Annotated in this window: 9 protein-coding genes; 5 read left to right on the forward strand and 4 right to left on the reverse strand. The window is 59.3% G+C overall.

Going from position 1 to position 12,241, the window contains the following annotated elements:
- The first annotated feature begins 734 nt into the window (after nucleotides 1-734).
- Both NF78_RS09190 and gap read left to right on the forward strand, forming a co-directional pair.
- On the forward strand, nucleotides 735-1,268 hold the full coding sequence (locus tag NF78_RS09190) for an alpha/beta hydrolase (protein ID WP_035985857.1): 534 nt from the start codon (nucleotides 735-737) through the stop codon (nucleotides 1,266-1,268).
- Nucleotides 1,269-1,861: 593 nt separating this feature from the next.
- Nucleotides 1,862-2,914 (forward strand): type I glyceraldehyde-3-phosphate dehydrogenase, encoded by a 1,053-nt coding sequence (gap, locus tag NF78_RS09195; RefSeq protein WP_035985858.1) that lies wholly within the window; start codon nucleotides 1,862-1,864, stop codon nucleotides 2,912-2,914.
- 301 nt (nucleotides 2,915-3,215) lie between these two features.
- Here the strand turns inward: gap and NF78_RS09205 are convergent, their stop codons facing one another.
- The 4 genes from NF78_RS09205 to NF78_RS09220 all read right to left on the reverse strand — a co-directional run bounded on the left by NF78_RS09205 (nucleotide 3,216) and on the right by NF78_RS09220 (nucleotide 8,420).
- On the reverse strand, nucleotides 3,216-5,879 hold the full coding sequence (locus NF78_RS09205; protein ID WP_035989212.1) for a DUF3536 domain-containing protein: 2,664 nt from the start codon (nucleotides 5,877-5,879) through the stop codon (nucleotides 3,216-3,218).
- A gap of 439 nt (nucleotides 5,880-6,318) precedes the next feature.
- Entirely contained in the window at nucleotides 6,319-7,692 is a 1,374-nt protein-coding gene (locus NF78_RS09210) for a sensor histidine kinase (protein WP_035985860.1), read from the reverse strand.
- A 7-nt stretch (nucleotides 7,693-7,699) separates the two neighbouring features.
- Nucleotides 7,700-8,107, reverse strand: a complete 408-nt coding sequence (locus NF78_RS09215; protein WP_052050022.1) for a HEPN domain-containing protein — start codon at nucleotides 8,105-8,107, stop codon at nucleotides 7,700-7,702.
- A complete protein-coding gene (locus tag NF78_RS09220) occupies nucleotides 8,097-8,420 on the reverse strand; it encodes a nucleotidyltransferase domain-containing protein (RefSeq protein WP_035985861.1) in 324 nt (107 codons plus the stop codon). Before NF78_RS09220 ends, NF78_RS09215 begins: the two co-directional genes overlap by 11 nt.
- A gap of 148 nt (nucleotides 8,421-8,568) precedes the next feature.
- Here NF78_RS09220 and NF78_RS09225 point away from each other — a divergent pair, with 148 nt between their 5' ends.
- From NF78_RS09225 to NF78_RS09235, 3 genes are all read left to right on the forward strand, one after another.
- Complete coding sequence (locus NF78_RS09225; RefSeq protein WP_225885263.1) at nucleotides 8,569-9,615, forward strand: MBL fold metallo-hydrolase; 1,047 nt, start codon at nucleotides 8,569-8,571, stop codon at nucleotides 9,613-9,615.
- Nucleotides 9,616-9,882: 267 nt separating this feature from the next.
- Nucleotides 9,883-11,586: a hormogonium polysaccharide biosynthesis protein HpsL gene (gene hpsL, locus NF78_RS09230; RefSeq protein ID WP_225885264.1), complete on the forward strand. Its 1,704-nt coding sequence runs from the start codon at nucleotides 9,883-9,885 to the stop codon at nucleotides 11,584-11,586.
- Between the two features lie 93 nt (nucleotides 11,587-11,679).
- Nucleotides 11,680-12,060 carry a hypothetical protein gene (locus tag NF78_RS09235; RefSeq protein WP_035985864.1) on the forward strand — a complete coding sequence of 127 codons (381 nt, stop codon included), beginning with the start codon at nucleotides 11,680-11,682 and terminating at the stop codon, nucleotides 12,058-12,060.
- The last annotated feature ends 181 nt before the right edge of the window (nucleotides 12,061-12,241 follow it).

Consider the following 12,241-nt stretch of genomic DNA (forward strand, 5'->3'; position numbering starts at 1 on the left):
TAGCCCAAGAATCAACGACCACAGCCCCTAATCCGTTTGGTGGCCGGACGTGACAACGCAGAGGGTAAAAGGCTTTTGGCCAGAGTTGATGCCACGACACGCCCTGGGGCTCACCCAACAGACCGATTTAGCTCTAAACAGACTGAATCCTCAGCCGAGGAACAGTTGACAAACCAGAAATGAATTGAGATAGGCCCTCCTCTCCCAAATCCAACTCTAACGGAGGCCTGTAAGGGTTCCCATCGAAACACCTCCACTGCTGAATGTGAGTTTGGTCGAGTTAGCAGGTCGCTAGCACCCTGCATGGGATGGGCCAGGTCGTGCTTCAACCCATCATTTTATATATTGAAGATTCTCCTGTATAGATTGGTATTTCCTGATTTACCCTGGGGCTGGTCCTGTATTTAATCTGTCACACCTCCTTTGCTCAACATTGCAAAACCTGTGGTTAAAGGACAACTTGAAAATTTTATTCTCAGACTATTTGTATTCTTCGCCCCGATGACTTAAACGGTCAATTTGCCCGCTTCAAAGCTTTTGGGTCTGCGTAAGTACTCTTCGCTAGAGAGCAATCAACTGCTCCTGAAAAATAGGGGTCTAAAAGATATAAATTGCCCTCAAATCCTAATGGCTCTAGTTATACTGACTAAAGACAAAATTTACAAAGGCCGCAATATTCTCGGAGATTGTCCGTCCGTGGGCTGAGCCAGAATTGGGGCGCTAGGAGGTTAGTGATGAAAAAACAGATATTAGCAGCGATCGCCCTGGCTAGTTTGGGGCTGGGCACCCTGACCGCCAATCCCGCTCTGGCAGCCCAGCGGGTAAGGCTCAACTATCGGGGCTTTAGCCGTACCGTACCCGTTTCCCTGCTCGAAATGCTGGCCAATACCGGTGAGTCGACCGGGGTGCTGGGGGGCTTGCTCAACCAGGCGGGGCAAGATCCCAATGAGCTGCGATCGGTGCTGACGCGCCCACTGGCTGCCGATCCGGTCGTCCTCGATCGCGCCCTCAACAGCCGTCCGGGCGAGTGGGTGCTCGACTACCTGGGGCAGTCTATCCACACTGGCGCGGGTACCGCTAACCGGCAGGCTCTGCGGGCCGCCCTGGTGCTTTCGGCCAGCGACGATGGGCAAATCACCCTGCTAGAGCTACTGCAAAATTACCCCACCGAAGAAGTCGTTTTAGAAGGCGACAATATCCAGGCGGCTTACAATCGCCTGGCTAGCTTTCTGCGGCCGCTGTCTGTCTTGTTCTCCTGGATTTTCTAGGTAGTTGTGGTGCGATCGCATAGCGCGATCGCACCACAGTCTTTGTTTGTTTTTCGGTAGACCTCACCGGGTAGGGGCAACAGGGTCATCGATTCATTAAAGAAACTGCTACCATCCCCACCACAATCGTCACCACGAGCAGCGTTAGCGGCTCTAGCTTAAAATTTGAATCTTTGCTGGGAATGCTCGTCGCGTAAAAAAACGCAAAAAATACCAGCAAAATTACAACCAGATCAAGGCCAGTAAACACAACACTCCCTCCTACGGTCAACTGGAACCAGGGGCGAAAACTGTAACCGTTGAGACAACGCTTACCCTCCTGTCTAGGTATGGCAGCTGCTGTTTTATACGTCACCTATCCAACTCAGTATTTTAATGGCTCCGGCAGCCACTCAACCTTGAAATAAAAGCGTAGATCCCGCTTGATTCCAATATTTTGCCCATAGCATTTTGCTGTGAGGATTGGTAATCGGTACGAGGGGGCCTGGGTCGTAAACCCCATCAGGTGTCAACGTGGCCCCTTTCAGGCAGGATTACTGCTTACTCACTGACAACTAATCCTACGAAAGCCCCATACCCAAGGACATCTGACTATGGCAACTCTAAAAGTCGGCATCAACGGCTTTGGCCGTATTGGTCGCCTGGTGCTGCGCGGCGGCATCAAAAATCCCAACATTGAATTTGTCGGCATCAATGATCTGGTGCCCCCGGAAAACCTCGCCTACCTGCTCAAGTACGACTCTACCCACGGTCGGTTTGAGGGCACCGTCGAAGCTGTGGCCGATGGCATTGTTGTAGACGGTAAAAAAATTCCCTGTATGGCCGAGCGCAACCCAGCCGATCTGCCCTGGGGCGAGCTTGGAGCCGACTACGTGGTTGAGTCCACGGGCCTGTTTACCACCTTTGACACGGCGCACCAGCATATCGCCGCCGGAGCCAAGCGAGTGATTCTCTCGGCACCTACCAAAGACCCTGAGCGAGTGCACACTATGGTTGTGGGCGTTAACCACGAAACGTTTGACTCCGCTAACGACATCGTTGTGTCGAACGCCAGCTGCACCACCAACTGCCTCGCCCCCGTGGCCAAGGTCATCCACGAAAACTTCGGCTTGGCTGAGGGCCTAATGACTACCGTTCATGCCGCCACCGCCACCCAGCCCACCGTCGACGGTCCCTCCAAAAAGGACTTTCGCGGCGGTCGTGGCGCGGGTCAAAATATCATCCCCGCCTCCACCGGAGCCGCGAAGGCCGTGACTCTGGTACTGCCGGAGCTGAAGGGCAAACTGACCGGTATGGCCTTTCGCGTACCCACTCCCAACGTATCGGTGGTTGACCTCACCTTTAGAACCGAGCAGCCCACCAGCTACGAGGCGATCTGTGCCGCAATCAAAACCGCTGCCAACGGCCCGATGAAAGGAATCCTGGGCTACACCGAAGACGATGTAGTCTCCAGCGACTTCATCACCGATCCCCACTCCAGTACCTTCGATGCCGGAGCGGGCATTGCCCTCAACGACAACTTTTTTAAAGTTGTCGCCTGGTACGACAACGAGTGGGGCTACTCCATGCGCGTGGTCGATCTGATGCTCTATATGGCTCAAAAAGAAGGCATTCTCTCCGGTGTAAAGATTCCCGCGACGGTTTAGGGAAATGCTGTAACTCCAGATCCCTGGGTTTTCAAAAACCCAGGGATCATGTACGCGATCGCCTTCGCTAGTCGGAATGGCGACGTTCAATTGCATCGAGATGCGATCGAATAACCAGGTGCTGCAACTGAGTTATTTCTATAGCCATCGCCAGAACCGTTAGGGCCTGACCCATGCCCCTGAAGCGATGGCTATACGCCGTTGCGCCGTCCCAGTTTTTGCCGTTGGAAGAGGCCCATGTCCTAAGCGCAAGGGCCATCACTATAGTTTAGGGGACGGGGGGATGGCATGGTCAGCCTACCTACGCAGGCCGACCGGGATCGAGATGGTCCAGTGCCTTCAGCACTGCCCCCACATCCATCGACAGGTATTCGCCGAGGCGGAGGATGTCGTTGACCTGGGCGCGGCTGTCGGGGCCGAGGGCCGTCTTGGAGACCGCCGCCTGTTTGAGCAGGGCAAACACCTGGCGGTTGAGGTGCTGGTAATACAGCTCCTGGGAGCGCTCCAGGGAGAGGCCCAGGGAGAGCTGCTGGCCCAGGTTGACCAGACGACCCAGCCAGTCCACATCGGCGGCGAGGGATTCGGTCGGGGCCTGGTTGAGAATTTGCCACACCGATCGCCCGATCAGGCGCTCCAGCATGGGCTTGGCCGCCGTCAGCGACAGCGAAGCATTGCAAGTGCTGGCCTCGGTGGCGATCGCCTCCAGTTCATTCAAGTAGTCGCCCCCCTGGCGCAGGGGACTGACGGTGGGATCGCTGGTCTCGCGCTCCAGGGCTTGCAGCACCTCCATGGCCCGGTGGCTGAGGGCGATATCTGCCGCCACCTGTAGCTCCTTGGGTACGGGCAGCCCGTCACGATGGAAGGCCCGCAGCACACCGTAGTTGTCGCGGTAGACCTGGGTATAGAGCTGGTCGAGGCGCAGCAGGGTGTCTTTAGAGAGCAGACCCATCATGCGGTGGCGCTCTTCGGCAAACAGGTCTTGCAGGCCGTAGGTGTGGGGACCAAAGGCGCTGTTGATGGCGAGGATGACCTGGGCGGCGCTGGCCTGGCCCAGGCTCTCAAACACCGTTGCTTTGGCCTGGGTATAGGCAAGGCGCGATCGCATGACCTTAATACCGCAGTGGAAGTCCCAGCCGCCCAGGTGCACTACCGCAAAGGCCAAGCTCAGCTTCTCGCGGGTGATGGTGGAGGTGATTTCGACCTGCCCCACCGCCAGGGAAATGGGCCCCATGCGCTGGCGGCGGTAGTCCTGCTGCTGGACGCTGTAGCAGTAGACGGTCTGCTCGCGGTGGTAGTCGGTAAAGAGCGACCCGATGGCGTAGTGGGCCACCACCTGCTCCAGGGAAATGCGGGAGGGTTTGACCAGGGCCTCGTAGACGCCTGCCCCGGTGGCAAACTCGTCAATGTTGCTGGGGGCATGCAGCAGCCGTTTGACAAATTCCGGCTCCAGGGCGATCCCCGCCACCTCCCCGGCTAGCTCAATGGCTCGGGCGGCATAGCGCAAAATTTGAGTGCCCTCGGGGCGCGAGAGTTCTTCGAAAAACCAGCCGCAGCTGGTGTACATAAACAGGGCGTGGCGCTGCATCTCCAGCAGTTGCAGGGCGGTGACCCGCTCAATGGCCGAAAGTTTGCGGGTCTGGTGGGCCTTGAAGAAGGCGTTGAGGCTCTCGGGGCTGCGATCGCCCATCACCCCCACATAAGCATCACGCGCTGCCCAGGGATCGCGCAGCAGGGCCGCCCCGTGCTCCTCGTATACAGTGGCCAGCTGGTCGCGCAGCCAGTTGAGGCTGTCGCGCAGGGGCCGCCGCCACTGCTGGTTCCAGACCCCACCGCCGCCGCAGCCACAGTCATCCTGCCAGCGATCGACACCGTGGGAGCAGCTCCAGGCGGTGACAGGTTTGAGTTCAGCTTCCCAGGTGGGCGGGTGGGTGGCCAGGTAGTGGGCGTAGTTGGTCACCGTCCAGCCCTGGCGCGGGAATTCGTCGGTAACGGCATAGGCCAGCGCTTTTTCAGCCCCGCCCCGGTGGTGGCCAAAGGTTTCGCCGTCGGTGGCGACCGAAATCAGCTGGAAGGGGCGGTGATCCCCGTGGACGGCCTGGCCGATGCGTCCGACAAAGTGCTGCGACGAACTCAGCACATCGTTAAAGCCCATATCGCGGGAGATCGGGCCGTCGTAGAAGAAGATGTCTACGTAGCGGCTGGGGTCGGGGCTGCCGTCGGCGTGTTTGAGAAAGCAGCGGTAGGGCCGGCTGGGGTCGATCTGGCCACCGCCCACTTCCTGCCAGCTGTCGCGTTCGCCGTTGTAGCTGACCAACGGGCGGCAGCGCTGCACCTGCGACGGAGCCAAAATCGTGAACTTGATCCCCTCGGCGTGGAGCACATCCAGGGTGGGGTAGTCGATCGCGGTTTCGGCCAGCCAAATGCCCTCTGGCTGGCGACCAAAGCGGCGGCGAAAGTCCTCAATGCCCCAGCGCACCTGGGTGACTTTGTCGCGCGGGTTGGCCAGGGGCAGAATGATGTGGTTGTAGACCTGGGCGATCGCATTGCCGTGGCCATTCAAGCGCTCACAGCTGTTGCGATCGGCGTCGAGAATGCGCTGGTAGGTTTCCAGGTCGTAGCGCTCCATCCAGCTCAGCAGGGTGGGGCCAATGTTGAAGCTGATGTATTCAAAAGTATTGACAATGCGGACGACTTCGCCGCGATCGTTGAGGATGCGGGCAAAGGCGTTGGGCCGATAGCACTCGTGGTGGATGCGCTCGTTCCAGTTGTGGTAAGGGGCGGCGCTGGGCTGCTTCTCGATCGCGTCCAGGTAGGGATTTTCGCGCGGTGGCTGGTAGAAGTGGCCGTGAACACAGACAAAGACCCCCGTGCTGACAGCGGGGATCAGCCCATCGTGGGGGCCATGGGGGGACGGATGAGCCGCAGAGGGAGCCTGCAACGCCGAATGCTGGAGTGAATCAGCCATAGGAAAAGGAAAATGAGTGAGGAATCGAACATCAAACCAGGGGCCAGCCTCAGCTGCGCCGCCAACGGGGATCGGGTTTGCAAAAAACTTAGGGCCGGGGATCATTGCCCTGGGGGCAGTTCGGCAAGGTGAGTAGGTTCACAACCGGTGACAGGAATGCCCTGGGGATCACCTGAGCTTGGGGGTACAGCTGGGGCAGCACGGAGAATTGGGGGCAATCGCAGCGATCTGAGTACCTTCCACCAGGTGCAGATGTCTCTGGTAATTTTAACTCTCTTTTGAGAAACAGTCGGGAGTGCTTAATCTCCGTTGACCTTTCGCAACAGCTTTCACCCTCAACCCACCGGACGGGAATCCGCTCCCCACTTGCCCCCCTTCACCCCTTCACCCCTTCACCCCTTCACCCCTTCACCCCTTCACCCCTTCACCCATCCACACCTCACCCACTCCCCTGCGGCAGCACCACCGTCACCGTCGTCCCCTCACCCCGCTGACTTTCCAGGTGAATGTGGCCCCGATGGGCATCGACAATCACCCTGGCGATCGCCAGCCCCAGCCCGGTGCCCTGTTCGCCGTGGCGCAAACGGGAGGGATCGGCTCGGAAGAAGCGATCGAAGGCGTGGGTCAGCGCTTCCTCGTCCATGCCGATGCCAGTATCGCTGACGGTGACCTGCACGCCTGGATGGCCCTGGTACTTAGTGGGTTTGACCTGTACCGTCACGCTGCCCCCGGCGGGGGTGTACTGCACCGCATTGCTGATCAGGTTGGTAAATAGTCGCGTGAGCTGGCCGGGATCGCCCAGAATCGTGGAGCTGGCGGTGGGCGGTGCCGCCAGATTTTGGGGATTGCCTGAACGATGCTTCCCCTGATCTTCGGACGCGACCTCCACCCGCAGGGCAAGCTGGCGCTCGGCGGCCATCACCTGCTGCTCTTCCACCACCTCCTCCAGCAGCCCCTCCAGGCTGAGGGAAGCTGGGGCAAAGGCGATCAGGCCGCTCTCCTGACGGGCCAGAAACAGCAGATCATCCACCAGTCGCCCCAGCCGCCGGGTCAGCCGCTCAATTACCTCAAACTGCTTCTGCTGGATGGCCACATCCGGGTCGGGATCCGACAGGGCCACCTGGGCATTGGTCTGGATCACGGCGATCGGGTTGCGCAGTTCGTGGGAGGCATCGGCGGTGAACTGCTTCAGCTGCTGGTAGGAGTCGCGCACGGGGGCGATCGCGATCCCCGACAGCAGCCAGCCGATCGCCGCCACCGCCCCCACCATCAGGCTGGTACCCAGGGCCAGATCCACGATCAAGCGCCGGCTGGGCTTGGTCACCTCAAACCAGGGGTGGCTGACCCGCAGGTAGCCCAGCACCTGGCCGTTGGCCTGCACCCGCTCGGTAATCTGGCGAAAGAACGTGTCTAGACCGACCTGCACCGTTTCGCCAGCGGGGTTCACATGCAGGGGCACGGGCTGGAGGTCGGTAAAGGTAGACCACAGCAGTTGCCCATCGGGGCCAAACCACTCCAGGTCAATGTGGTCGTCTTCGACGGCGCGGGCATTGTCGCGAAAGCTGGCCTCGACATTCACCCGTAGCGGCGAACTGCTGGCCTTAGGGGTGGTAAAGATGTGATCCCCAGCGGCGTCAGGTTCGATCACGAGCGATCGCTCCACAATTTCCACTACATGGTTGAGCGTGTCATCCACCCGCTCGACCAGGGTGGTACGCACGTAAAGGTAAAAGCCGCTGGCAAACAGCAGCAGCAGCACCGCCGTCACCGCCGTATACCAGAGCGCCAGTCGCCGCCGTGTCGCCTGAAACATAAGATCCCTAAGGCAATCTCTGGATGACAAAATCGAGTACTGATACAGCCATATCAATAGCCTGCTCAGTGTCGCTCCGACTGGGTTCTGATAAATCTCCCGGATAGCGAAACTCTGAGCCGTAGGGTGTCAGCGTCGCGGCAATCAACTGAAGGCTATGGAAATCAGCATCAAAAGGAATACAAAGATTCACTAAAACTATCAAGTTATGCGTTTTCTGAAACATTGCACCTTGATAAGTCAGGTAGCCTTTTAGCGCTTTTTCTGCGGATTGCTGACAGTGATAAACAGAGATGGCGAAAAGCGGTTCTGAGTTTTCTATTAAAACGTGCGCAGCCTGTAGATCTTGCCTGCTTTTAGCAAGCCACTGTTGAACTTCATGGAGTTCGTCATCATTCACGTCACTACCATTCATACAGCAGCCTGCCTTCGTTCACAGCGCGCCGAATAAAGGAACTTCGCACATTGAGCTTACGCTGCACCTCTTCTCGTGTCATGACTAAGACGTCGGTCGGGATGCCGATGCCCCGCAGCGCCTTGTAGGCAACCCGGGCTCGGCGGTAGCCAGGCTCATCGGACTGCGAGACGATCACCAGCAGGTCGATATCGCTGTCTTCGTTGGGTTCGCCGTAGGCATAGGAGCCAAACAAAATGATCTGCTCTGGCTGAAGGGCAGCTACCAAACGCTGGGTGATGGAATCGAGCAGAGCGGCGGTGAGCGGTGGCATAGGTTACCTGGCCCTGGGAGAGTGGGGGCGACCACTATTTCTATCCTAATCCAGCGTCATGCAGCCACAAACCTCCTGCCCTACCATAGGTGAGGATATGGGGGAACCTCCCCGATAGAACCCCGAGATTGTATTGAGGAGACGATCTGTGCCCAATTTTTTAGCTGCTGTAAAGCGTTCGAAGCAGTGGAACCTCAAGCGATGGGGCATGGCCCTAGTGGCCACGGCAGCCCTCGGCTTTTGCCTTTGGGCGGGCGGTCAGCCCTCGACGGTCTTGGCCCAGAGCGAACCCGCTGTGGAACGAGCCACCCCTACCAATGCCACGGCCTACCGCTTCACCGTAGGCGACTACAGGGCCACGGTGGTCAGCGACGGCACGCTGACCTTCCCGGTGGGCTTCTTTGTGCCCAATGCCGATCCCGATGCCGCTGCCGCCGCCCTTGAGGACAACTTTTTGCCCACCGACAATGTGCTCGCCCACCTGAACGTGCTGTACCTGGAAACCGACGAGCACCGGGTGCTGATCGACAGTGGGGCAGGGGACACCTTTGGCCCCACCGTGGGCTATCTGGCCAATAACTTAGAGGCGGCGAGCATTGCCCCCGATACCATCGACACCGTGATCATCACCCACGCCCACCCCGACCACATCGGCGGCATTCTCGACGGCAGCGGCAACCCGGTGTTTGCCAACGCCCGCTACTACATCTCGCAGCCGGAGTGGGACTTCTGGACGGCACCGACGGTGGAGATGCCCAACACCCTCACCGATGCGGATACCCAGGCAACCCTGGTATCCGTGGCGCAGACCTGGCTGGGGGCGATCGCCAGTCGCACCACTCGCTTTGCCCTGGGCGACGAGATCATCCCCGGCGTGGTCTCGGTGGCATCGGTGGGCCACACCCCCGGCCAGTCTTCTTACCTGATCACCTCCGGCGACGACAGCCTGCTGGCCACGGGGGACGTTTTCTTTAGCGACCCCCTCAACCTGGAGAACCCCGACTGGGAAGTGGTGTTTGACACCGACCCCACCGCCGGTGTGGCCGCCCGGAAACAGCTGCTGGAAATGGTCGTGGGCGATCGCCGCAAGCTGCTGGTGCCCCACATGCCCTTCCCCGGCCTCGGTCACGTGCGCGCCCAGGGCGACGCCTACGGCTGGGAGCCAATCGTCTGGGATTTTGGGTTCGGGGCTTAGGAGTTTGCCAGGTGGAAGGTAATGGGGGATCGGGGTTCAAGGTTTAAGGTGTACGGTTCACGGGCTGAGACCTGAAACCTGAAACCTCGTCTAGCCCCAAAGGCGATCGCGCTATGCTTGAGGCATTCCTGCTCCAGGCATGCTTGTTTGCAGCGCCCATGGTAACAACGCGCCCACCTTCGCCGCTTTCCCCCAGCCCTGCCATGGTGCTGCGGGGGGTGAGCTGGCCCACCTACAAAGGGTTAAGCTGGCAGTGAAAGTACCCCCGTGGTTTCCCTTGCCGTGACCCATACCTCCCCAACTTCAACAAAAGCGACTCGGCCCCGGCGGCGAGGCAAAGGTAAAGGGGATACGGCAGAGCAAGCGCCTCCCCTCAGCCGCAAAGAGGAGCGGGCCAAAAAGCGCCAGGCCCAGAAGGCCCGCAAAGCCCTGATCCAATACCTGTCGGGCACGCTGTTCGTCGCTGGACTGGTGGGGGTGCTGCTGGCGCTCTTGGGCGAGCCCAAGCTGGGGCTGGCGGCGGTGGTGGCGATCGCCTGCCTTTTCCTCTCCTTCAAATACCCGCGCCAGGCCATCTACGGGCTGATCATCTACGTGCCCTTTGGCGGCACCGTGGTCTATGCCCTGGGGGGCAGCGGCATTTTGCAGCTGGCCAAAGACGCGATTTACATTCCGGCCCTGATTGGGGTGATCCAATTCTGCCGCCGCACCCGGCAGCCGCTGATTCTGCCGCCGCTGATCAAACTGCCGCTGCTGGCGCTGCTGGGGTTGAGCGGGCTGACGCTGCTGGTGGTCAACGGCGGGCAGCAGTTGGCTACCGACGGTAGCGAGACACCAATTTTAATCGGCGTGCTGGGGCTGAAGGTACTGATCGGCTACGTGCTGATTATTCCGTGCATTTACTACCTGCTGCGCGATCGCGAGGACGTATATTTTCTGCTCCGCCTCCAGGTGGTGCTGATTCTGGTCTGCTGCGGCCTGGGGCTGATCCAGTACCTGATGCTGCGGACAGGCATTTGTCAGGGCACCGTGGGAGAGGGCGAAGAATTGTTTAAAGCGTCGCTACAGGCCCGCTGCTTTGTGGGCGGATCGCTGCTGTACACCCCCGAACAGGGCCAAATTCGCCTGCCGGGCACGTTTAATGCCCCCTGGCAGTGGGGCTGGTTTTTGATCTCCAGCGGATTTTTTGCCTTTGGCACGGCGTTTAGCGATCGCAGCCCCCTCTGGCGCATTGTAGGGTTGGCCTCGCTGGCGGCGGTGGGGGTGATGGCGGTGGTGTCGGGCCAGCGCATCGCCCTGGCCCTGGTGCCTGCCACCATTGTGGGCCTGCTGGTGCTCACGGGGCAGGTGGCCAACCTGAAGCGTTTTTTGCCGGTGGGCATCGGTCTGGCCGTCATTCTCAGCGTGTTTATGGCCCAAAACCCGGTGGTGGTGCAAGAACGGTGGGCCAGCTTCGAGAGCCGCTGGAGCGCCTCGCCGCCCCACGAGTTTATTGTGCAGCAGTTTGCCTGGGCACAGAAACAGCAGGAGGGGATCTTGGGCCGGGGGGTGGGCCGCGCCACCAATGCCGCCCGCATCTTTGGCAAAACCGAACTGGTCGAGACCTACCACCCCAAGCTGCTCTACGAAATTGGTCCCCTGGGGCTGCTGGCCACTCTGGCGGTGTACCTGATGCTGACGGTGGCTACCTTCCAGGCCTACCGCTCCATCAAAGACCCCAACCTGCGGGGCTACGGCGCATCCATGTGGGTGTTTGTGCTGTTTATCAGCCTGTTTCCCTACTACTACCCGCTGGATGTGGATCCGGTGAATGTGTACTACTGGCTGGCGGCGGGCATTGTGCTCAAACTGCCCGAAATCGACCAAAAAGAGCGCTTGCAGCAGCGTCTAGACGAGGCCAGTCGTCGCCGCAAGCTCACCCCCCGCGAGAAAAAGCAGCTGCAAAAGCAAGAGACAATCGTGTTTGAGTAGCCGCTGGGCAAATGGCTTAACCTGCACGAATAGTACGCTTGAACTTTGTGCGCTATACTTCACTTCGTTGATGGTTGCTTGGGAGACAAAGCTATGGCTCAGGTCAAAAATGGGGCAACGGCAGTGGCGGAAGCAGAAGTAACGGCAGCAGAAGCAGCGGCGACAGAGGATGTGCTTGCGTCCGACGATCTCGAATCGGTAGATGCCGATCAGATCGACGATCTGTTCAAAGACCTCAAAACCCTGCTTAGCACCGTCGAAAAGCTACAAAAAGCCCGTCAGGATGTGGGCGATATCAAGCCTTTGATTCTGCGCCTGCTCGACGGCGAACTGCTCTCGGGCGACGAACTGGAAGAACTGCGCGGCGGCATCGGCGGCCTGTCAAAAATCCTCAAGCTCTATAACGACTACCAGAGCGCCCTGGAGCGTGCCCAGCCCGCCCGCACCATTCTCGACCAGCTCTTGAAGTCTTAATGAATTCGTAGGGTGCATTAGGTGGCCTATCACCCTCGTATCCAGCACTCAAATTGCGCCCGCCGTAATCCACCATTCCCGGTCGCGAGACGTTTAGCCGAGAGTCTGCCATTGCTTGAGTTCCCCTAATGGTGCATCGCTGCTAGTGGTGCATCGCTAGGGGATGCACCCTACAGTTGGA

The organism is Leptolyngbya sp. KIOST-1 (genome assembly GCF_000763385.1).
Lineage (GTDB): Bacteria > Cyanobacteriota > Cyanobacteriia > Phormidesmidales > Phormidesmidaceae > Nodosilinea.

Coding starts and splice junctions, on each gene's coding strand:
- NF78_RS09190 (WP_035985857.1), top strand. CDS start 735: ATGAAAAAACAGATATTAGCAGCGATCGCCCTGGCTAGTTTGGGGCTG.
- gap (WP_035985858.1), top strand. CDS start 1,862: ATGGCAACTCTAAAAGTCGGCATCAACGGCTTTGGCCGTATTGGTCGC.
- NF78_RS09205 (WP_035989212.1), bottom strand. CDS start 5,879: ATGGCTGATTCACTCCAGCATTCGGCGTTGCAGGCTCCCTCTGCGGCT.
- NF78_RS09210 (WP_035985860.1), bottom strand. CDS start 7,692: ATGTTTCAGGCGACACGGCGGCGACTGGCGCTCTGGTATACGGCGGTG.
- NF78_RS09215 (WP_052050022.1), bottom strand. CDS start 8,107: ATGAATGGTAGTGACGTGAATGATGACGAACTCCATGAAGTTCAACAG.
- NF78_RS09220 (WP_035985861.1), bottom strand. CDS start 8,420: ATGCCACCGCTCACCGCCGCTCTGCTCGATTCCATCACCCAGCGTTTG.
- NF78_RS09235 (WP_035985864.1), top strand. CDS start 11,680: ATGGCTCAGGTCAAAAATGGGGCAACGGCAGTGGCGGAAGCAGAAGTA.